23 protein-coding genes and 1 pseudogene are annotated in these 21288 nt (G+C 32.0%); 23 read left to right on the top strand and 1 reads right to left on the bottom strand.

What is annotated here, in order from left to right:
- Positions 1–30 precede the first annotated feature (30 nt).
- From BN38_RS07200 to BN38_RS07190, 3 genes are read left to right on the top strand one after another with little or no spacing between them, the layout of a single operon-like run.
- Positions 31–534, top strand: a complete 504-nt coding sequence (locus BN38_RS07200) for an FHA domain-containing protein (RefSeq protein WP_044566281.1) — start codon at positions 31–33, stop codon at positions 532–534.
- Entirely contained in the window at positions 527–1789 is a 1263-nt protein-coding gene (locus BN38_RS07195; protein WP_044566280.1) for an FtsW/RodA/SpoVE family cell cycle protein, read from the top strand. Before BN38_RS07200 ends, BN38_RS07195 begins: the two co-directional genes overlap by 8 nt.
- The gene (locus BN38_RS07190; protein WP_044566279.1) at positions 1782–3311 is read left to right on the top strand and encodes a peptidoglycan D,D-transpeptidase FtsI family protein; all 1530 of its coding nucleotides are present in this window, start codon (positions 1782–1784) and stop codon (positions 3309–3311) included. Before BN38_RS07195 ends, BN38_RS07190 begins: the two co-directional genes overlap by 8 nt.
- A 1-nt stretch (position 3312) precedes the next feature.
- Here BN38_RS07190 and BN38_RS07185 read toward each other — a convergent pair whose 3' ends face one another.
- Entirely contained in the window at positions 3313–4098 is a 786-nt protein-coding gene (locus BN38_RS07185) for an NAD(+)/NADH kinase (protein ID WP_044566278.1), read from the bottom strand.
- A 42-nt stretch (positions 4099–4140) separates the two neighbouring features.
- Here BN38_RS07185 and BN38_RS07180 point away from each other — a divergent pair, with 42 nt between their 5' ends.
- The 20 genes and pseudogenes from BN38_RS07180 (at position 4141) to BN38_RS07090 (ending at position 21279) form a co-directional block, all read left to right on the top strand.
- Positions 4141–4977: an RluA family pseudouridine synthase gene (locus tag BN38_RS07180; protein WP_044566277.1), complete on the top strand. Its 837-nt coding sequence runs from the start codon at positions 4141–4143 to the stop codon at positions 4975–4977.
- A gap of 114 nt (positions 4978–5091) precedes the next feature.
- A complete protein-coding gene (locus BN38_RS07175; RefSeq protein ID WP_044566276.1) occupies positions 5092–5838 on the top strand; it encodes a DeoR/GlpR family DNA-binding transcription regulator in 747 nt (248 codons plus the stop codon).
- On the top strand, positions 5835–6740 hold the full coding sequence (pfkB, locus tag BN38_RS07170; protein ID WP_044566275.1) for a 1-phosphofructokinase: 906 nt from the start codon (positions 5835–5837) through the stop codon (positions 6738–6740). Before BN38_RS07175 ends, pfkB begins: the two co-directional genes overlap by 4 nt.
- A gap of 8 nt (positions 6741–6748) precedes the next feature.
- A complete protein-coding gene (locus BN38_RS07165; protein ID WP_044566274.1) occupies positions 6749–8626 on the top strand; it encodes a PTS fructose transporter subunit IIABC in 1878 nt (625 codons plus the stop codon).
- A gap of 333 nt (positions 8627–8959) precedes the next feature.
- Positions 8960–9640 (top strand): YtxH domain-containing protein, encoded by a 681-nt coding sequence (locus tag BN38_RS07160; RefSeq protein ID WP_044566273.1) that lies wholly within the window; start codon positions 8960–8962, stop codon positions 9638–9640.
- Between the two features lie 10 nt (positions 9641–9650).
- Positions 9651–10094 (top strand): hypothetical protein, encoded by a 444-nt coding sequence (locus tag BN38_RS07155; protein ID WP_044566271.1) that lies wholly within the window; start codon positions 9651–9653, stop codon positions 10092–10094.
- Positions 10095–10145: 51 nt separating this feature from the next.
- Positions 10146–11156, top strand: coding sequence for a LacI family DNA-binding transcriptional regulator (locus tag BN38_RS07150; RefSeq protein ID WP_044566270.1), 1011 nt, complete (start codon positions 10146–10148; stop codon positions 11154–11156).
- 60 nt (positions 11157–11216) lie between these two features.
- Entirely contained in the window at positions 11217–11477 is a 261-nt protein-coding gene (locus BN38_RS07145; RefSeq protein ID WP_044566269.1) for an HPr family phosphocarrier protein, read from the top strand.
- Positions 11478–11541: 64 nt separating this feature from the next.
- Positions 11542–13245: a phosphoenolpyruvate--protein phosphotransferase gene (gene ptsP, locus BN38_RS07140; protein WP_044566268.1), complete on the top strand. Its 1704-nt coding sequence runs from the start codon at positions 11542–11544 to the stop codon at positions 13243–13245.
- Between the two features lies 1 nt (position 13246).
- On the top strand, positions 13247–14110 hold the full coding sequence (locus BN38_RS07135) for a hypothetical protein (RefSeq protein WP_049944465.1): 864 nt from the start codon (positions 13247–13249) through the stop codon (positions 14108–14110).
- Between the two features lie 86 nt (positions 14111–14196).
- Positions 14197–15033 carry a YitT family protein gene (locus BN38_RS07130; protein WP_044566267.1) on the top strand — a complete coding sequence of 279 codons (837 nt, stop codon included), beginning with the start codon at positions 14197–14199 and terminating at the stop codon, positions 15031–15033.
- Between the two features lie 9 nt (positions 15034–15042).
- Positions 15043–15144, top strand: a pseudogene (locus BN38_RS11525) (RNA-binding protein); the annotation flags it as partial.
- A 162-nt stretch (positions 15145–15306) separates the two neighbouring features.
- Positions 15307–15852 carry a S1 RNA-binding domain-containing protein gene (locus BN38_RS07125; protein WP_044566422.1) on the top strand — a complete coding sequence of 182 codons (546 nt, stop codon included), beginning with the start codon at positions 15307–15309 and terminating at the stop codon, positions 15850–15852.
- A complete protein-coding gene (locus tag BN38_RS07120; protein ID WP_044566266.1) occupies positions 15852–16592 on the top strand; it encodes a peptidylprolyl isomerase in 741 nt (246 codons plus the stop codon). Before BN38_RS07125 ends, BN38_RS07120 begins: the two co-directional genes overlap by 1 nt.
- Before the next feature lie 9 nt (positions 16593–16601).
- Positions 16602–17969, top strand: a complete 1368-nt coding sequence (locus BN38_RS07115; RefSeq protein ID WP_044566265.1) for a zinc-binding metallopeptidase family protein — start codon at positions 16602–16604, stop codon at positions 17967–17969.
- Positions 17970–17979: 10 nt separating this feature from the next.
- Positions 17980–18372 (top strand): DUF1292 domain-containing protein, encoded by a 393-nt coding sequence (locus BN38_RS07110; protein WP_044566264.1) that lies wholly within the window; start codon positions 17980–17982, stop codon positions 18370–18372.
- Positions 18365–19312, top strand: coding sequence for a TIGR01212 family radical SAM protein (locus BN38_RS07105; RefSeq protein WP_044566263.1), 948 nt, complete (start codon positions 18365–18367; stop codon positions 19310–19312). Before BN38_RS07110 ends, BN38_RS07105 begins: the two co-directional genes overlap by 8 nt.
- A complete protein-coding gene (locus tag BN38_RS07100) occupies positions 19313–19735 on the top strand; it encodes a hypothetical protein (protein ID WP_044566262.1) in 423 nt (140 codons plus the stop codon).
- A gap of 43 nt (positions 19736–19778) precedes the next feature.
- Positions 19779–20321, top strand: coding sequence for a DUF6648 family protein (locus BN38_RS07095; protein WP_326544528.1), 543 nt, complete (start codon positions 19779–19781; stop codon positions 20319–20321).
- Position 20322: 1 nt separating this feature from the next.
- Complete coding sequence (locus tag BN38_RS07090) at positions 20323–21279, top strand: RluA family pseudouridine synthase (protein ID WP_044566261.1); 957 nt, start codon at positions 20323–20325, stop codon at positions 21277–21279.
- The last annotated feature ends 9 nt before the right edge of the window (positions 21280–21288 follow it).

Genomic DNA, 21288 nt, shown 5'->3' with positions numbered 1-21288 from the left:
AATATAGATACTAAAGAAAAGGAAGATATTATGGAAAGTTTTTTTAATTTTATAGATAAATTTTTTTCAATAAATGTATTTGGAAACTTAACTTTATATCAATTGATTTCAACAATACTTAAGTACGTATTTGTTGTAGTTGTATTTTACTTCATATATTCAATCATTAGAATTATCTACTATGACGTAAGAACTACACTTAAAAAGGAAAAGGAATCCGATACATATCTCAAATTATTAAATAGAGAAGATGGTTTTAGATTCATAGTTCAAGAATATTACTTCATAGGTGAGGATGATACTATAGGTCGTGATGAGAGAAATACTATTTGTATCAAGGATAAGTATTTATCAAAATTCCACGCTAGAATTATCCAAGATGAAGATATATATTTCTTAGAAGACCTAAAATCTGCCAATGGAACCTATCTCAACGATGAGAGGATTTATGATGCGATTGAGCTAAAATCAAATGACATAATTCATATTGGTCAATTGCAGTTCTTATTTATCCAAGGAGAGGAAAATGAATAAGGACCTTGTATTAGTAGAAAACGAGAAGAAATACACAAGAAAATCAGCTGTTTTGCTACTACTATTTACTATTTTATCTTTGTCCCTATCTTTGATATACAATATTCAAAACATAGGCGACACTGATTTGTATACCTACCTTGCAATCTTATTGGTAGTTATCCTATCTACAAGTTTGGTAAGTAAAATTACTAAGGCTGATAATATTTTAGTAATGATAGTAAATATGCTGTTTTCAATAGGTGTATCAATGATTTATAGACTAGATCCTGCCTATGGAAAGAGACAATTACAATTTTACCTTGTAGGCATGGTTCTATTTTTCCTGACATTTTTTATTTTGAAAGCCTTTAAGTTTTGGTCCAAGATTTCTATATTTTATGTAGTAGTTTCTATAGGACTATTTATGGCAACCCTTGTATTTGGTACTTATATTGGTGGGGCAAAAAACTGGATTGTTATTAAAAATATAATTACTATTCAACCATCTGAATTTATTAAGGTACCACTAGCATTTTTTATTGCAAGTTTCTATAGCAATTACAACCAAATCGTTAGCAAACCTTTTGGAAGATTTTACATGGAATTTGTAATCCTTGTATACATTGGATTCCTATTCTTGCAAAAAGACTTGGGAACGGCCCTGATATTTTTTGGCCTAATGATTCTAAGCCAATTTGTCTTCGAAAAGGATAGATTTTTAATTACCTTTAATATAATAGCCATGATTTTAGGTTCTATTTTGGCTTATTTTATGTTTGGTCACGTTAGAATAAGAGTTGCAACCTGGCTTGACCCATGGTCTGATATAAATAGGACAGGCTACCAGATTACCCAAGCTCTATTTGCTTTGGCAAGTGGTGGACTTTTTGGCACAGGAATTGGCCTAGGACATCCAGACTATATACCAGTTGCTGAGTCAGACTTTATTTTCTCAGCCATATCTGAAGAAATGGGAGTCTTTATGGGAATTGCTGTAATACTTTTGTTTATGATTTTGGTATATAGGGCCTTTAAAATTTCCCTTATACAACAGGACAAGTTCTTTTCTACTCTTGCCTTTTGTATAGGAGTATTATTTGCTATACAGACATTTATAATACTTGGCGGAGTCCTAAAACTTATACCTTTAACTGGTGTAACTTTGCCATTTATATCTCAAGGTGGATCATCCATGTTATCTGGTTTTATCCTACTTGGATGTCTGCAATATTGTGCATCTGACATTAAATATGGAGATGAAATAGATGAGTGAAGATAAAAAATACCGAGCTAGTAAAAAAAGAAAGACAGATGAAACTTTTCTAAAAAAGATAATGAAAAAAGAAGAAGAGTATAGGATCAAAGATAGCAAAGAGCTAAAAGTCCTATCAAAATCTACCATAAATAAAAGGCTTCTTTTTGTTATGATATTTTTTGTCGTCCTATTTATGGGTCTTGCCATCTATTTGGTATATTTCCAGCTTTTTAAATCAAGCGAAATAGCAAAAAATGAGAATAATAGAAGACTTTGGATAAATGAAGATGCCATAGACAGAGGAGATATTTATGATAGCTTAGGCAATCTTTTGGCCTATGATGAGGAAAATTCCGACGGTTCAAAAACTCGTATTTATAATTATGGAGCTATAAGTTCTACTATAACAGGTTATAATTCCAAGACTTATGGCAAGACTGGTCTTGAAAAGACCTACAACAAGTGGTTATTAAATCTTCACGATGATAATTTAAGTCAGTTTAGGAAGATGATTGTAAATAATGATAAGGGCAACGATTTGCACCTTACCTTAAATCAAAATATACAAAATTTAACCTACAATTATATGAGTCAATACACTGGAGCGGCAGTTGTTATGAATCCAATGACTGGAGAAATCCTTGCTATGGTTTCTCTACCGACTTTCAATCCGAATTCTGTGGATGCTGATTGGGAAAACCTCATAGCAAATAACAATGGGCCTTTGGTAAACAGAGCTTCTGCTGGTCTTTATAGGCCAGGGTCAACCTTTAAGATTGTGACGACCAATGCTTTATTGGATTCAAAGATAGATCAGTCATACGAAGATACAGGATCTGAATTAATACAAAATTTTGAGATAACAAACTTTGACAATCAAGTTTTTGGAGCCTTGGATTTAAGACGTGCTTTTATGTATTCTGTAAATACTTACTTTGCAGCTAAAACTAACGAGATGGGCAAAGAAAGTCTTATGAATATGACAGATAAATATATGTTTAATAAGCCTTATGAATTTGATTTGGAAAAATATGATTCTGTAATTCCTTATAAGGAACTAAACCAAGCAGACCTTGCTATGACAGGATTTGGTTATGGTAAAACTCAGGTTACGCCCCTTCATATGGCTATGATAACATCAACAATTGCTAATGGAGGAGTGATGATGAAACCTCGCTTGGTTTCAACTATTACGGATAAAGATAATAATGTAATTTATGAAAATAAGAAAGAAATCCTATCTAAGGTTACCAATATGATCAATGCAAATACTATCCGTGATTTGATGGTAGATGTAGTAAACGAAGGTACTGCCAAGGGTGCATATGTAGATGGTATCCAAGTAGCAGGCAAAACTGGAACAGCAGATAAGTCCAATGGATTTATTGATGCTTGGTTTGTTGGTTTTGCCCCAGCCTATGACCCTAAGATTGCAGTAGCAATAGTTGTAGAAAACTCAGCTGATACTGGTGGTGTGACGGTTGCACCAATTGCTGGAAATCTGATAAGGGATATCTTTAACCAAGTTAATCTCGATTAATTTATAAAAGCTTATTCTTGATATTAGTCCAATAGTGATTTTTATCAAGGATAAGTTTTTTTATTGTCTTATTTGAAACTCTGATACTAATCTTATAGTCTCTAGTATTGTATTCCTTGCCATCAAAAATGAAGACAGTGTGGTAATTGTCCCTTTTTGAAACTAAAATGTCTATACTTGCATCTTCTGGAAGAACAACTGGAGAAATAATTGCATTATTTAAATTTGAAAAAATAGGTGCAATTGGTGTTAGTGAATAGCCCTTAAGAGATTGGTGCAAGATAGATCCACCGCAGGATAGGTTGTAGGCAGTAGAACCGTGAGGGGTGGCAATAATCAAACCATCTCCTTGGAAATTTTCCACAAAGTTTCCATCAATAAAAACCTTGAGCCTAACTATTTGATTTTTATTGGACTTAACAACGACTTCGTTTAGTGAATCCATGCGTTTTTTGTTAACTTGTGACTCTAGAATGGTAAGTTCTTCCACCTTGTAATTGCCATCCTTAAAAGCCTTGACAAAATTTTCAATCTCATCAACTTCAACCTCTTGGTAGAAACCAAGATGTCCGGTATTTATGCCGATAAATGGGATGTTGGTAAAGTTTGTATCATGTACTGCCTTAAGAAATGTGCCGTCACCACCAATAACTAGGTTTAAGATAGCATCAGTATTAAAGTTACTAGATACCTCAAAGCCATAATCTTCTAATATGTCCTTTGTTTTAAAAAAGACACTCTTGCTAAATTTTGATTTATTTCTAAAAATATTAATAACATTTGTCATATCAAAAATCCTCTCTTATAGTATTATAACATAGAGGTGAATATGAATTACATTAGTTTTAATATAAACGAAGATATAAAAGTTAAAAAGTTTTTAGAAAAAAATGGATTTTCAAAAAGAGCAATTACAGACATAGTAAAGACTGGATATATAATTGACGACATTAATACTAGTAATAATCAAGATTTAAAAGCAGGAGATATATTAAAGATTCCAATAGAAGATGAAAAATTGGACTATGATCCCATAAAAGGCAAGTTAAATATAGTTTATGAAGATTGTCATATATTGGTAGTGGACAAGGCAGCTAATCTTACAGTTAACTCCAAAGGACAGGAATCTCTAGCAAACCATCTAGCCTACTACTTTCAAGATAACAATATAAAATCAAAGATAAGACTTGTAAATAGACTTGATATGAACACTTCAGGTTTATTAATGGTTGCCAAAAATCCATACGCTTTTGCCTACTATCAAAAACAAATCGAAGACAATAATTTTTTTAAATATTATCTGGCAGTCGTGGAGGGAAATGTAAAAATTGATAAAACTCTCAAAACTAAACTTGCTTATAATGAGAATATGAAAAGATATGATGTAGGTAGCGAGGGCAAACTTGCTATAAGCCACTTCAAGACGATAGATTATGATCAAAAAAATAATATCAGCTATATTAGGGCGGATATAAAGACAGGCAAAACACACCAGATAAGGTCACAACTATCATATTTGGGCCATCCTATTATTGGGGATAAGCTATACGGTTCAAAGATTAATATAAACAGATTTTTGCTCCACTGCTATGAGATTAAATTTGTTCGTTTTATTGACTATAAAAATATAGACTTAGTTTCAGACTATGAAGATATAAAGATTTAGGCTTTGCTTTTAAAATGCAGAGTCTTTTTTATATAATAAAATGATTGAAATTGATTGCGTATGCTTGACAATGATTTATATTTGTATTATATTATTAACAGGAAAGGATTTATCATGTTAAAGGAAGAAAGATTTTCTAGGATAATTGATCTTGTAAATGACAAAGGATCAATAAAAACAGTTGAAATATCAGATGATTTAGGTGCATCGCTAGCAACTATAAGAAGAGATCTCAACGAGCTTGATTCTCTAAATAAAATAAAAAAGGTATTTGGTGGAGCAAGTTCAATCAAAAACGCTCAATTTATTGGCATAGAAGAAGAAATGGAGAATAAATTGACAAAGAACATTGATGAAAAGAAAATCATCGGATCTTATGCTGCGTCTTTGATAAAAGAAAATGACTTCGTATATTTGGATACTGGCACTAGTGTTGAAGCGCTTATTCCATTTATTGATGCAGAAAATACATCATATGTTACCAACTCTATATCTATAGGTCAAAAATTATCTGAAAGAAACAAAAAAGTTTTTATATTACCAGGTGAATTTAAAAAGGGAACTGGCGCCTTAGTAGGTGCTAGTACTTGTCAATACTTGGAAAACTTTAATTTTTCCCTTGGATTTTTTGGGACTAATGGCATAGATAAAGATCTTGCTTTTACAACACCAGATATTAATGAAGCCATGGTCAAATCCAAGGCCCTATCTAGGTGCATGAAAGCATATGTTTTAGCAGATGCTTCTAAGTTTGGCAAAGTTTTTCAAGTGACTTTTTCAAAGGATGATGATCTTAAGATTATCAGTAATTCCAAGTCAAAGGATGAAGTGATTATAAAAAATTATAAGGAGGAGATATGATATATACCTTAACATTAAATCCTGCCATAGACCACATAGTTAGAGTTGAAAAGCTCGATGTTGGCGAAACTAATAGAATGGTCGATGAGACATTTAAGGCTGGTGGAAAGGGGATAAATGTTTCTAAGTTACTAAAAAACTTGGGCGAAAATTCACTTTGCTTGGGTTTTGTAGCTGGCTTCACTGGTTTTGAACTAGAAAGGATGACAGAAGATGATTTTAATTTGAATTCTGATTTTATCCATGTAAGTGAGGGTCTTACTAGGATAAATACCAAGATAAAAGCAGAAAAGGAAACAGAAATCAATGGCAATGGTCCTGAAATTAGCAAGTCTGAAATAGAAGCTCTTTTTGATCAACTTGAGCAAATAAAAGAAAATGACTATCTCTTCTTATCTGGGTCAATACCAAAAAGTATGGATGCTAACTTTTACGGACAAATAATGGATAGATTTAAAAATAAGAAGGTCAATATCATTGTTGATAGCTCTGGAGCATCATTAAAAGAAAGTCTAAAATATAAACCCTTTGTGATAAAACCTAACCTGAGAGAGCTAGAGCAAATATTTGATGTAAGTATTGACGATAATGATGATATCAAGTTATATGCCAAGAAACTCCAAGAAATGGGAGCTAAAAATATAATTGTTTCTCTTGGTGCAGATGGAGCATATATGTTAGATGAGAATGGAAATGACTATTTCTTAGAAACTCCTCAGGGTGAATTGGTCGATTCGGTAGGATCAGGAGACTCAATGCTAGCCGGCTTTGTATATTCTGTTATTAATAACAATACATATGAAGACGCCTTCAAGTTTTCCCTAGCTTGTGGTTCAGCGACAGCTTTTTCTGAAAATATTGCAAGAAAAGAAGAAATTTATAATCTATACGAAAAAATGTAGGAGAAGATATGAAAATAATTGATTTATTAAAAGAATCTTCTATCAAGCTAGGTGAAAGTCCAGCAAGCAAAGAAGATTTAATAGATAAACTTGTAAATTTAATAGAAACTAGTGGCAACTTATCTGACAAAAAACTATATAAAAAAGATGTGCTAAAAAGAGAAGAATCAGGCACTACAGGAATTGGTGAAGGTATAGCTATACCTCATGCCAAGTCAGCAGGCGTTAAGTTTCCACAATTAGCAGCAATGACTGTTCCTAGTGGTACAGATTTTGATTCCCTGGATGGAGAGGCAACTAAGTTATTTTTCTTAATATCAGTTCCAGAAAAATCTTCTGATGAGCATATAGTCCTCTTACAAAGACTATCTACTATGCTTATGGATGAAGGATTTAGAAATGACCTACTAAATGCAAAATCAAGTGGTGAATTCTTGGATATAATATCTAATAAAGAAAAAGAAAAATTTCCAGAAGATTTTGCTACAAAGGAAGTTAATAATGAAACTTATGATTTATTAGCTGTTACAGGTTGTCCTACTGGCATAGCCCATACTTTTATGGCTGCAGAAGCCCTAAAAGAAAAGGCTAAAGAAATGGGTTACACTATGAAAGTCGAAACTCATGGGTCAACTGGTATAGAAAACGCCCTAACAGAAGAAGAAATAGCAAACGCCAAAGGAATAATTATTGCTTGTGATGTAGGTGTTGAAAAAACTAGATTTTCAGGCAAGAGAGTTGTAGACACAAAAGTATCAAATGGAATAAGCAAGCCTAAAGAATTGATAGATAAAGTCTTAGATACTAATACAAGGATTTATACAGCAGAAAAAGTTTCATCTTCTGATAGCAATGTTGACGAAAAACCATCTATCGGACAAACAATTTATAAGCACTTGATGAATGGCGTATCCCATATGCTTCCATTTGTCGTTGGTGGCGGTATACTAATAGCCCTAGCTTTCCTATTAGATGACTATACAATTGATCCTGCAAACTTCGGTTCAAATACACCTGTCGCAGCTCTTTTTAAAGAAATTGGTGGGGCGGCATTTGGATTTATGCTTCCAGTACTTGCTGGTTTCATAGGAATGTCCATTGCTGATAGGCCGGGATTAACTGTTGGTTTTGTTGGAGGATATCTTGCAAATGCTGGCGGTGCTGGATTCTTGGGTGCTCTTGTAGCTGGTTTTCTTTCAGGTTATATAATCATCTTCTTAAGAAAAATTACTAAAGGTTTGCCAAAATCCATGGACGGTGTAAAGCCTATGCTAATCTTTCCATTATTTGGAATCTTATCCATTGGTGTTATCATGCTACTTTTATTAAATCCTCCTCTAGCCGCTCTTAATGAATCAATCACAAATTGGTTAGAGACAATGGGCAATGGCTCAAAGATTGCTCTAGGATTTTTACTTGGTGGCATGATGTCTGTAGATATGGGTGGACCAGTAAATAAGGCTGCATACTTATTTGGCACAGCTTCCCTTGCATCTGGTTCTTCAATGGTAATGGCTGCTGTCATGGCAGGAGGAATGGTACCACCACTAGCTCTTGCAATTTCAATGATGATTTTCAAAAATAGATACACAGAAAAAGATAAGCAAACTATTCCAACAAATATAATAATGGGTCTATCATTTATATCAGAAGGAGCAATTCCTTTTGCTGCAGCAGATCCAATTAGAGTAATACCAGCTTCTATTGTGGGTAGCGGTATAGCTGGTATGCTTTCAATGATATTTAATTGCTCTCTAAGAGCGCCACACGGTGGAATTTGGGTTATAGGAGTAGTAGAAAATCCTATCCAATACTTGCTAGCAATAGTTATTGGATCACTAGTTACAGCGATTATATTAGGTCTAATAAAAAAGAAAGTTGACTAATATTTATTGATAATTTTAAGTTTAAATACCTATTAGGAGTTTTATAAAATAAATAATTTATTGAAAAACTTTTTCCTATATATTATAATTAAGACATCCTAAGGAAGACAGGTCCGAATTTAAACCTACAACTATTATAAGGGATTGCTTTGTTCTAGTTTGGATGGAATGCCTCCAAAGAGTGGACTTCAGAAATGCTAGACGGCTTGCCCACCTTCACAGAAGCGAAGGTTATAATATAGGGCCACCTTAGGATTTTTTATGATTATTTGTTATATACTTTTGTTTGTGGGTATATATTAAATATCAAAACTTAAAAGGAGAGATTATTATATGTCAATATCAGATTATATTGAAGACAAAGCACGCGCTAAACAGAGAGAAATAAAATACGAGATTTGGAAAGCTAAAAACCACGACAGTAGAATGAGAACCCAAGGTGCTCTACTTGGAGCATTAGTTGGTGTTACAGCTGGTATATTATTAGCACCAAAATCTGGTAAAGAAACTAGAGAAGATATCAGTGATGCATTTGACGAAACAGTTAAAACTGTAAAAGAAACTACAAATGATTTGGTAGATAGTGCAGCTGATATGGTTGATAATGCTAAAGATTCTTATGAAGATATGAAATATAGAGCATATACAGACCTTGAACCAGTTAGAGAAGGTTTTGACCATGGCAAAGAAATTGCTAGACAAACTGGTAAACAATTAGCTGAAACAGCTGAAAATGTTAAAGACAATGTTGCAGAAGGAGCAGAAGAAGTAGGAAAGATTATTTCTAATACTGCTACAGATGTAGCTAGCGATGTTAAAGAAGGCGCTAAAGAAGCATCAGAAGTAACAAGCGAAAAACACGAAGAAAATGTCAAAGAAGCTAACAAAGCAAAAGAAGAAGTAAAAGATAGCGCTGATAAAACAGCAGAACTTGCAAAAGATAAGGCAGAAGAAGCTAAAAACGCTGATAAAAAAGTAAAAGTTGAGATAGACAAGAAAAATAAAAAGAACTAGGGAGTTTTAAATGGTAACTATTAATTTTAATCTTCTTGGAAATATAATACTGACTATAGTAGGTATAGTTGCGCTAGTGTTTTTGATTAAAACTTTAGCAAGTGTAAACAAGTTAGTTGGCTCAGTCCAAGAAGTTTTAGATAAGAATGCAGACAATCTTGATGATGTTATTGAAAAACTTCCTGGAGTAGTTGATCAAGCAAATTCGTTAGTAGCAAATGTTAACACAGTTGTTCAAGATCCAAATCTAAGAATGGCTATAGCAAAGGCTAACGATACTATGACAAATGTCAATAGTATAACTGATGACATCAGAGACACTGTAAACTATGTCGGAGAAACAGCTGTAGATAGTATTGATACTGTAGGAGCTGGAATTGCATCTGTTGGTGATTATTCATCATTGATTATGGATGTAATAGATATAGTAAGAAATGTAATATCTGGTAGATAATGAGTCAAGAGTCATCAAAACGATGGCTCTTTTTCTTAGGAAGGTGAAAATATGGGTCAACCAACAATAAAAGATGTAGCAAAATTGGCTGGAGTATCTATATCTACAGTATCTAGGGTAATGAATAATTCAAAACCAGTAAGTCCTGAAGCCAAACAAAAAGTACTTGATGCTATCAATAAGCTTGATTTTAAACCAAATGAACTTGCAAGATCCCTTGTAATGAGAAAATCAAATCTAATTGGTGTTATAGTTCAAGATATTGGAATAGAATACATGGCACAGCTTATAAGAGGTATTGAAGAAATAGGTAGACTCTATAAGTATGATATGCTACTAACTTCTTCTTACGGACAAGAAGAGCAAATAAATAATTCTATCGATTTTTTAGCTACTAAGCAAGTAGAAGGCTTAGTAATCATAGCAGAAGACGTAAGTGATGAGACACTTCTAAAACTTAGAGAAACAAGAATTCCATTTATACTATTAGATAAGTACCATTCATTTAAAACGCTACATACAGTAAGAATTGACTACGAAACAGAACAATATAGGCTAGTTAAACATCTATTCGAGTCAGGTCATAAAAATGTTTTGTTTTTAAACGATAGTGCTGATAACATATTAAATCATGCCAAAAAATCTGGATATGAGAAAGCTTGTAGTGAGCTTGGCAAAGATATCTACTATCTAGAGTGTAATGGCAAGACAAGTAATGATGGATACGAGATTGGCAAAGAGGCTATTGCTCTTTGCAAAGAAAATGATATCAGTGCAGTGGCTTGTTACTCTGATCAGCTAGCCATAGGTTTTATTGATTACTGTACCGACAATGCAATTCATGTACCAAATGATTTGTCTGTAGCAGGTTTTGGTGATGGATCAATAGCAAGTATATATAGGCCAAACCTAACAACTATGGCTATTCCATACTATGATATTGGTGCTATAGCTATAAGAGCATTGATAAAGAGAATTCGTCAAGAAGATGACATCTTAACTGACGATTGGATAATAGATGCAAACCTTAAATTAAGAGAATCAACCAAGTCTTTAAGTTGAAAATATAAACAATTTCAATTATAATATAAACATAGAAAAAGAATATAGGAGGCTATTATTATGGCAGAAAGAAAAGTCGTTGTAACAAACGAAACAGGTTTACACGCTAGACCAGCAGCAAGTTTAGTTCAATTTGTTAAAAACTATCCTGGTGAAGTTAAAATTATAAAAGACGGTAAAGAAGCTAATGCAAAATCAATCTTCAACGTTATGAGCCTTGGAATTGCAAAAGGTACAGAAATTACCCTAATTGCAGAAGGTGAAGACGAAGAAAAATTTGTTGACGAATTAGTAGATTTTATAGAAAACTTATCAGAATAATTTAACTAGTAAGAGGATACTGATTAAGTATCCTTTTTTTATACTTTGTTTAGAAGGGATGAATATGAATACCAAATACGAAGGAATCAAGGCTTCTAGTGGACTTGCTATAGGTACAATCTACCTTTTTAATAGGCAAGAAGTAGCTATCGACAAATCCAAGATAAGTGAGAATATGGTCGAGGAAGAAAAAACTAGAATTCAAAACGCATTAGGCTCTTATCTAGAAGAACTTAGTGATACAAATGGAGCAAATGAAGCTCAAGTTAATATTGCTAATGCACACAAAGAATTATTGCAAGACCCATATTTCTCAGATACAATTGAAAGTAAAATTGCCAATGAATTAAAGAATTCTGAGCTTGCTCTAAATGAAACCATTAATGAAATGGTAGAAATAATGAGTCAAATAGACGATGAATACCTAAAAGAGAGAGCAAGCGATTACAAAGATATAGGATATCAATTGATGTATAAATTAAAGGGTATCAAGCCAAAAGATTTATCTTTAATTGAGCCAAATTCTATAGTGATTTCCAAAGAATTAACTCCATCTGATACTTCAAATATGAATAAGGATAATGTAGTTGGATTTGCTACAGATCTAGGTGGAAAAACAAGCCATACATCAATCATAGCCCAAACTTTAGATATGCCAGCCTTGGTTGGTATGAAAGATATTTCAACAAAGATTAAAGGTGGAGAAAAGGCCATAATAGATGGAAATGAAGGTTTTATAATAATTGATCCATCTGATGAATTAATCGCCGAATACGAGTCTAAGATCAAAGAGCAAAAAGAAAAGAAAGAAAGACTTTCTTTGATAAAAGATAAGGAAGCAGTAACAAAAGATAATCGTCATGTAGAAGTATCTGCAAATATTGGCAATATTGAAGATCTTAAAATTGCCATTGATAATGGCTGTGATGGGGTAGGATTATTTAGAACAGAGTTCTTATATATGGAAAATGATCACTTCCCAACAGAAGAAGAACAATTTGCTGTATACAAAGAAGCTACAGAGATGCTAGGTGACAAACCTCTTATAATCAGAACCCTAGATATAGGCGGAGATAAAGGTTTAGATTACTTTGAATTCCCAGTAGAAGACAATCCATTCCTAGGCTACAGAGCAATAAGACTATGCTTAGATAGGGAAGATATATTTATAACCCAATTAAAGGCACTAGTTCGCGCATCTGCCTATGGTAATCTAAAAATAATGATTCCAATGGTTATTAGTGTGGCTGAAATAAAGAGAAGTTTGGAATTAATAGAGCAAATCAAAGAAGAATTTGACAAAGAGGGCATTGCCTATAACAAAGACCTTGATGTTGGAATAATGGTTGAAACACCAGCTTCTGTATTTATGGCAGATAAGCTAATAAAATATGTAGACTTCTTCTCAATAGGAACAAATGACCTATCTCAATACACCCTAGCAGTAGACAGGGGCAACGAATTTATTTCTGAGCTATATTCTAACTATAACCCAGCTGTATTAAGAGCTATTAAACATGTTATAGATACATCTCACAAGGCCGGCAAATGGACAGGCATGTGTGGACAGTTTGCATCAGATACATTTGCAACAGAGCTACTACTAGGCTTAGGCTTAGACGAATTCTCATCTGCGTCTGCAAAAGTAGCAGAGATTAAGGATATTATTATCAACTCATCTTTCAAAGAATGTGAAGACTTTGCAAATGGCCTTTTAGATTTAGAAGGTCCAGAAGAAGTGGAAGAAGAAATTAATAAATATAAATAAGATGGATAAAAGAATAATAGATACACTTAAAAAAATTGAATTTTTAGCTGATGATTTATCTGACCAAGATTTCACCTATATTTCTAAGAATACCTATGAAATAAGAGCTGATAATAGGTCTTATTTGCTAAAATTTTATGATAATTCACATAAAAATGAGAGTGAATCTATAAACAAATTTGAGAAATTTTCAAAAGCTATTAAACAAGGTTATTTGAAAGAAGTAAATCAATACTACCAAATTTATGATATTAACAATTCCATGTCATTAGGAGAATACTTAGAAAAGGCTAATGAAGAGGATCAATATGAAATGGGATCTAAATTTGGCAAAATTTTAAAAGAATTTCATAGCCTACCAGCAAGTGTAGATATTGACTGGTATAAGCTATGTAAGACAAGAGCCAACTATCTTTTTTATATGCATGGTTTAAGCGATAATATCGAAGATAATGATTATATATTGGTTGATTATATTAGCCATAATAAGCACCTAACAAAATCTGTTAATACAAGCTACTTACTTAGTGGCATTAGCCTTGATGATATTATGATTGACGATAAATTTAATTTCTTAGCTTTGGACTTTAAAGAAGTTGGTGATCCTATATTTGATTTTACAAATATAAATAGAATTGCTATAAATAATCCCGAATTTTCTAGAGGAGTTATATGTACCTATTTTGATGGGAAAAAAGCCCCCATCAAATTTTTCAGACTTCTTGCACTTTACCAAGCTTATTTAATCTTGGAAAATATGGTAAATGCTAGATCATCAAAGCCTTGCTTATTTAGTAAGGAAGAGGAAAAATTATTACTTTTAATGTATGATAATTATAATCAAGAAATTCCTCAGTGGATATGAGAGAGTCTTTGGCTCTCTTTTTTATTTTAATTTACGAAATTAAAATTTTATGATAAGCTTTTATTATAAGATAGTGGAGGTATTGGATGAAAAAGAATATATCGATTTTTGTAGGATCTTTACTCCTAGGTGTAGGCCTATATTTTTTCTTGTTAATACATGATATTTCAGCTGGTGGAGTATCTGGTCTATCACTTGTATTTTCAAACCTGTTCAATGTTGACCTAGGTATAATAAACTTTATATTAAACGCCCTTGTATTGGTTTTGGGTGGTATATTTGTAAGCGTAGATTTTGCAAAAAAATCTCTTCTATCTGCTGTAACTGTATCAATAGAGATAATTTTATTTGAAAGATTTCTACCAGATTTTAGCCTTTCTGGTGATGCACTATTAAATACCTTGTGTGGACCTATAGTTCTTGCGGCTGGTCTTGGACTTATTTTTTACAATGGAGGTTCATCAGGTGGAACAGATGTTATAGCAACTATTATTAATAAATATACAAGTATTCCTATACATATTTCTTTGTTTTTTGCTGATTTTACAGTAGTAATATTATCAGCATTTGTAATAGGCATAGAAAAATCAATGTATGCTACACTTGCAATAATTATCCAATCCATTGCCCTAGATAATGCTATACAAGGTCTTGGGAGGAAGATTGCCATTTATGTAATTAGTGATAAGTATGAAGAAATAAACGAAATACTTATTAAAAAGCACAATAGGGGAGTGACCCTACTCCATGCCGAAGGTGGTTATACAGGAAGAGAAAAGAAGCTTATCCTAACAGTTTCTACCTTTAGAAGATATCCACTAATCAAAGAAGACATATTAAAGGTTGATGACAGGGCCTTCATATTCACAAATACTATATCTGAAGTGCTTGGTGAAGGATTTACCTTAAAACAATTAAATTAGGAGTTTGTTATTAAAGAATATAAGATTAAAAGATTTACAAAAAATAAGGCATATTTACAAACGAAATTTGGAGATGCCGCAATAGATAAAAAAGAAGTAAGAGACCTACATCAAGGGGAAAAAGTTGAAGCTTATTTATATAGAGACTACGATAATATAATAAGAGCGACTAGAGATTTTCCCTATGAAGTAGATAAGATTTATGATTTGAAAGCTGTAAAAGTTGATAAGAAGGGTGTCTACTTTGAAATAGAAGGAGGAAACCATGTTTTTATGCCTTTTACAGAAAGAACTTATAGAGTTATCATGCATATGACCTATCCTGTTGCTTTTAAGTTAGATAGTAATGGTTTTATATATCTAACTAGCAAAATCCGTGATCTTCTAACAACTGATCACGGATTTCAAGAAAATGATGAAGTAACTGGCAGAATTTATTCTATAAATAAGGCAATAGGTGCTTTTGTTGCAATAGATAATAAGTACGATTCCTTGCTAAGAATGGATGAGCTAAGAGGAGTTCACGTTGAAGGCGAACTAATCGAAGCCAGGGTAAAAGAAGTCAAAGATGATGGAAAGATTGAACTTTCCCTAAGACAAAGAGCCTATCTAGAAATTAATAACGACAGTGATATGATTTTGGATTATTTGATAGATCACGATGGTGTGGTTCATCTATCAGACAAGTCAAGTCCAGATAAGATCAATGCTATATTTGGCATAAGCAAATCATCTTTCAAAAGAGCCATAGGCAGACTTTATAAAAACAACGATATTAAGATATATGATAACAAAATTGAACTAGTAAAGAGGAACTAATGAGCGAAAATAAATTATTAGCAGAAGTAAATGGTAAAAAAATATACGAAGATGATGTATTTCATCTTTTAGCTGGCATAGAAGATAAGCAAAGATTTAATTCCAAAGAAGGATTTAATATATTGACTGATGAACTTGTTAACCAAGAACTTATACTTCAAAACGCCAAAGAAAATAATTTTGACCAAGAAGACGAATTTAGGCAAAGACTCGAAGAAGTCAAAAATGATATGCTAAAAAATTATGCTATGCATAAGATTTTTAATGAAGTGACTATAAATGACGATGAAGTCCTTGATTATTACAATAAAAATAAGGATACCTTATTTAGTCCAACAACTTACACAGCTTCTCATATTTTAGTAGAAGATGAAAATAAAGCTAATAAAATACTAGAAGAGATAGAAAATGGTTTAGACTTTGCAGAGGCTGCAAAAAAACATTCCCTAGACCCATCAAAGGATAACGGTGGATCCTTAGGAACATTTCCAAAAGGAGTTATGGTTCCTGAATTCCAAGAGGGACTTGATAAACTATCAATAGGAGAAGTATCTAAACCAGTCAAATCTCAATTTGGCTACCATCTTATAAAACTTGATGATAAAAAAGTAAATGAACAAAACTTTGAAGACATTAAAGACAATGTTAGATCAACCTATGAGATGATAAAAAGACAGGAAAAATATTTAGAACTAGTAAATGATCTTTATAAAAAATCTGAGGTCAAAAAATACTATTAGGCAAAAGTTATGGATTATGCAAATACGATAAGTAATCTTCAAGAAAATTTAAGACAATTTGAATCGATAGATGCTTTAACCAGTGAAAAATCATATATAGAAGAATTTATTATTCATTCATCAAAATACGATATATCATACTTTGATGATTCCATCTATATCAAAAAAGCAGATAATCCAAAAGCTGTATTACACTTAAATATTGATTCAAATATAAAAAATTCAAAAATATCACTAAGCGAAGATGGTCTTTATCTGTATTCTAGCAATGATTTAAACTATATTAATTCTTTGTTAGCAATAAATGAGCTTTTACAAAGATCTTCTAATGACTTTGATGTTTTGATTACCAACAATAATTTTCAAAATGAGAATAGAGACTATAAGGCCTTATATTTTCTACTAAGAAATAAGAATATAATTAATCTTAATCTTAGACAATCAAGGTGTCTTGCAAATGAATTTTCTGCTTTGATTTTGTCAAAAATAAATATTCCAGTGGAAAGATTTTATCCAGACTATGACTATAAGGTATTTAGAATTAACCTTTCAAATCTTATAGGTGGTCATAGCGGATCTGACCTTGATAAGGTTAGGATAAATTCTATAAAATCTTTAGTAACTTTTATTAGAAAAATTAAGGCAAAGGTAGACCTTGATATTATAAACCTTCAAGCAGGGGATAGGTACGACAGAATACCTAGCTTTGGGCATATAGATTTTATAATCAAATCTGACTATGAAAGTGCTCTAAAGGATATTTTCAATCTAGTGAAAAATGAATATATGGAAAAAAACTTAAAACATGAGCCAAATATGGATTTTTCTATAGAAGAAATCAATTTAAGCGACTATAATCCTATAACTCAAGTATCATTTGAACACTTGGCTTCCTTTGTAGAGCTTGTTCCATCTGGCGCCTATGCTGTTGATAATTTGAACAATGAACTTATATCATCTATCAACTTGTCCATATCAAGAACTAGTGAAGAATTTTTCAATTTCATCATAGTTTATAGGTCTTTAACTAGTGAATCAATGAAAGAAATGTTAAAGACAACTAAAATGGCTGCAAAGATAAGCTCCGCTAATATAAAAAGTGGTTTAATAATACCGAGGTGGAAAAACAGTAAAGATAACTTAACTGAGGTCTTTAAACAAGCTTTCAATGATTTAACTGGAGAAGAATTTGATGTGGTAAAAACACAATATTCACTAGATTCAAGTATAATTTTTAACAATTTAGATGTTAACTTGATTTCATTAGGGGTAGAATATAAACAAGGGGAGAACGGCAAATATTTTTCTCCACTAGAAGATATAGCAGATATTGTAAAATTAGTGGACACTGCCCTAACCCATTTAGCAAAACTATAAGGAGTAGCTTATGACAGAAAAATTAGAATTGCACGGTCATGAAGTAGAATTTTTAAAAAACGAAGGCAAGGCTATCATTGAAATCGATTTAGGTGAAGCTAGCGATGAGTGTTATCTACTGGATATATTTTCAGTTGATGGAACAGATTATGTAGCTTTGATTTCTAGTGAAAGTTATGAAATTTATTTATTCTACTATGAGGATTCTTTCGAAGAAGATGAAATCGACCTAAGATTAATAGATGATGAGGAAGAATTAGAAGAAGTTTTCCATCTATTCACCCACTATTGGGATGATGAAGCCATAGATCAAGTAGTGGAAGACTATAATTCAGATTTAGAAGTTGAACTAGAAGGAATAGATGATATAGAAGAGGAAGATGTAGAAGATATTGATGAATAATCCATATTATTCTATCAGCCAGTACTACAAAGACACCTATGGTGAAAAGGTCTATAAACTTCCTGTAAAGCTATCATTGACCTGTCCAAATAGAGACGGGGCCAAATGTTATGGTGGATGTATATTTTGCGGTGAGACTGGTGGTTCTTTTGAAAATTTGCCATCATACTTAAGTGTAGATGCCCAGCTTAGCCAAAATAAAGACTACATTGGCAAAAGATACAAGGCAAATAAGTTTATTGCTTATTTTCAAAACTTTACCAATACTTATATGACTTTGGAAGAATTCAAGGAAATAATAAGAGCTTGTGAAAAAGACTATATAGTTGGTGTATCTATATCTACTAGGTCTGATTCTATTACTGAAGATAAGCTAATATTTCTTAATAATTGGAGCAAAGAGTTTGATAAGGATATTATCTTTGAGCTAGGCTTACAAACTGCAAATTATAGGACCCTGGATATACTAAATAGGGGTGAAACATTAGCTGACTTTATCGAGGCCTGTAATCTTATTAATAAATACGGTTTTCGTATTTGTACTCATGTTATCTTATCCCTACCTTGGGATGATATAAGAGATGTCAGAGAAACAGCTAGTATAATCAATGCTTTAAATGTTAAAGAAATCAAAATACATTCGCTATTTGTTATAAAGGGTACAAAATTATATGAAATGTATCAAAATAACGAATTTATAATGCCTACAAAGGAAGAATATATAGAAAATGTTATCGAGTTTCTAAGAGTCATAAAAGCTGATGTTGCAGTTCAAAGGCTAGTAGGAAGAGCTCCAGAAGAAGAAACAGCCTTTTGTAATTGGGATACATCATGGCGGTTGATTAGGGATGAGGTAATAGAAAAAATGAATAGAAACGGATTTGTCCAAGGGGACAAGTCTCAAAAAGTAGTGTTTAATAAAATTAAGGGGGATATGTAAATGCTTTATTACGTAATTGGAGAAGAAGGAACAGGAAAGACACAATATCTAGTTGATGAGGCTAACAAAGAAAAAGAAAACAATATCAACAATATAGTTTTCATAACAACAGATAAAGATAGAACTAGAATATCTGATCACAAAGTTAGAGTCATCAACGCAAGAAGTTACAATATCAACTGCCATTGTGCACTAAAAGGATTCATTGCAGGAATCTTGGCTCGTGACTATGATATTGGAAAAGTATATGTAGATGGAATTTACGATATTATAGATTTTGATAAAGAAAAACTTGAAAAACTTACAGACAGTTTAAGTGAACTATCAGAATATGCAAAAGCAGATATCTACCTTAGTCTAGACTGGTCAAAAGAAGATATTCCTGAGTCAGATAAAGCTACAATAATTGAACTTAATCAATAATATTAGCAAATGACCGTCTCTAATGAGGCGGTTTTTTATTATTATGAATGAGAAAGAAAAGCTAAAGTCATTTGAGACATTTAGAAAGGAAAGCATAGATTTATTAGAAGAATCAAAACTTGATAAAGAGTCTTTCTTAAATACAAACTTAAATTACATAAATAAACTAGATTTGAAACCTTTTTCTACAATTACTTCTATTAGCCAAGCCTTGTACAATTACCAATACTACAATCTTTTGGCAAAAAAAGTAAATATAGAGGCAAACAAAATAAGTCATTTAGACAAAAAGAAGAAGAATTATATTAGGTTAATAAATCAAAGAGAAAACTATTATTATCTCAAAGATATAGCTACAATGAGATTATTAGAAATGATTAATTATGAGAATGTAGAAAGCTATTTTATTGACTTAAAATCTAGGAGACTAAGAGGTGTAATTTTTGAGATAAATATAAAATCTATAGATAAGGTTATACTACATTCTAAATCCAAAGTTTTACTTAAAAAACTTAGAGAAAACCATGTCTTTGATGAGTCTTTAAGACCGTCACTTATTGATTCTTATGTGAATAAATCTTACTAGTATGATTGAAATAACATTAAATAAAAATCAGGGAAACCAAAGATTTGATCGTTTCTTAAGGAAATACTTTGAAAATGCTCCCTTATCTGTTATTCAAAAGAATATCAGAAAGAAAAACTTTAAAATAAATGATAAGAGGGCCAAAGCAGATGATTACGTCTACGAAAACGATAATATAAAGATGTATATATCTGATGAAAACTATAATAAATGGCTTACTAAGACTGATTTTAAGGCAAGTGATTTTAATCTAGATATAGTGTATGAAGATAAGAACATTATAATTATGGATAAAGAGCCTGGATTATTGACTCATTCTTCTACAAAGGAAGATTATGGTCATAATTTGGTAGATTATATGTTGTCATATTTGTATAAGACAAATCAAGTTGACAAGACTGACAGGACCTTTAATCCAGCAGTAGTAAATAGGCTTGATAGAAATACAGCAGGGCTTATCATTGGTGCAAAAAATGCAGATGCTTTAAGAAGTCTAAATAAAGCCATTAGAGAAAATAAAATTTCAAAATATTATCTAACCATAGTAAAAGGTGAAGTCAAAGAAGCTTTTACCATAGACACAAGAATATCAAAAAATGAAAGTAAAAATAAGATTAAATCAGCCAAAGATGGATCAAGGATAATAACAAATTTTAGACCTCTTGAAACAAATCATAAGTATACATTGCTAGAGTGTGAGCTAATCACAGGTAAAACCCATCAGATTAGATATTCTCTAAGGAAAAATGGAACTCCAATCATTGGCGATAGGAAATATGGGGATAGGAAGACTAATGAACTTCTAAGCGAGAAATTTGATATAAATAATCAAGTTTTACTAGCTTACAAAGTTAGATTTGACCATATCGACGAACTAGATTACCTTAGAGATAAAACTTTCAGGTCAAAAAGAATAGATAATATAGAAAATTTGAAGAGTACACTATTTAAAATGTAGGAGAATTTA

The sequence above is a fragment of the Anaerococcus provencensis genome (genome assembly GCF_000312365.2).
Taxonomy (GTDB): Bacteria; Bacillota; Clostridia; order Tissierellales; family Peptoniphilaceae; genus Anaerococcus; species Anaerococcus provencensis.
Note: the sequence above shows the minus strand (reverse complement) of the source record. Positions and strands in the feature narration are given on the sequence as shown.

Coding starts and splice junctions, on each gene's coding strand:
- BN38_RS07200 (WP_044566281.1), top strand. CDS start 31: ATGGAAAGTTTTTTTAATTTTATAGATAAATTTTTTTCAATAAATGTA.
- BN38_RS07195 (WP_044566280.1), top strand. CDS start 527: ATGAATAAGGACCTTGTATTAGTAGAAAACGAGAAGAAATACACAAGA.
- BN38_RS07190 (WP_044566279.1), top strand. CDS start 1,782: ATGAGTGAAGATAAAAAATACCGAGCTAGTAAAAAAAGAAAGACAGAT.
- BN38_RS07185 (WP_044566278.1), bottom strand. CDS start 4,098: ATGACAAATGTTATTAATATTTTTAGAAATAAATCAAAATTTAGCAAG.
- BN38_RS07180 (WP_044566277.1), top strand. CDS start 4,141: ATGAATTACATTAGTTTTAATATAAACGAAGATATAAAAGTTAAAAAG.
- BN38_RS07175 (WP_044566276.1), top strand. CDS start 5,092: ATGTTAAAGGAAGAAAGATTTTCTAGGATAATTGATCTTGTAAATGAC.
- pfkB (WP_044566275.1), top strand. CDS start 5,835: ATGATATATACCTTAACATTAAATCCTGCCATAGACCACATAGTTAGA.
- BN38_RS07165 (WP_044566274.1), top strand. CDS start 6,749: ATGAAAATAATTGATTTATTAAAAGAATCTTCTATCAAGCTAGGTGAA.
- BN38_RS07160 (WP_044566273.1), top strand. CDS start 8,960: ATGTCAATATCAGATTATATTGAAGACAAAGCACGCGCTAAACAGAGA.
- BN38_RS07155 (WP_044566271.1), top strand. CDS start 9,651: ATGGTAACTATTAATTTTAATCTTCTTGGAAATATAATACTGACTATA.
- BN38_RS07150 (WP_044566270.1), top strand. CDS start 10,146: ATGGGTCAACCAACAATAAAAGATGTAGCAAAATTGGCTGGAGTATCT.
- BN38_RS07145 (WP_044566269.1), top strand. CDS start 11,217: ATGGCAGAAAGAAAAGTCGTTGTAACAAACGAAACAGGTTTACACGCT.
- ptsP (WP_044566268.1), top strand. CDS start 11,542: ATGAATACCAAATACGAAGGAATCAAGGCTTCTAGTGGACTTGCTATA.
- BN38_RS07135 (WP_049944465.1), top strand. CDS start 13,247: ATGGATAAAAGAATAATAGATACACTTAAAAAAATTGAATTTTTAGCT.
- BN38_RS07130 (WP_044566267.1), top strand. CDS start 14,197: ATGAAAAAGAATATATCGATTTTTGTAGGATCTTTACTCCTAGGTGTA.
- BN38_RS07125 (WP_044566422.1), top strand. CDS start 15,307: ATGCCTTTTACAGAAAGAACTTATAGAGTTATCATGCATATGACCTAT.
- BN38_RS07120 (WP_044566266.1), top strand. CDS start 15,852: ATGAGCGAAAATAAATTATTAGCAGAAGTAAATGGTAAAAAAATATAC.
- BN38_RS07115 (WP_044566265.1), top strand. CDS start 16,602: ATGGATTATGCAAATACGATAAGTAATCTTCAAGAAAATTTAAGACAA.
- BN38_RS07110 (WP_044566264.1), top strand. CDS start 17,980: ATGACAGAAAAATTAGAATTGCACGGTCATGAAGTAGAATTTTTAAAA.
- BN38_RS07105 (WP_044566263.1), top strand. CDS start 18,365: ATGAATAATCCATATTATTCTATCAGCCAGTACTACAAAGACACCTAT.
- BN38_RS07100 (WP_044566262.1), top strand. CDS start 19,313: ATGCTTTATTACGTAATTGGAGAAGAAGGAACAGGAAAGACACAATAT.
- BN38_RS07095 (WP_326544528.1), top strand. CDS start 19,779: ATGAATGAGAAAGAAAAGCTAAAGTCATTTGAGACATTTAGAAAGGAA.
- BN38_RS07090 (WP_044566261.1), top strand. CDS start 20,323: ATGATTGAAATAACATTAAATAAAAATCAGGGAAACCAAAGATTTGAT.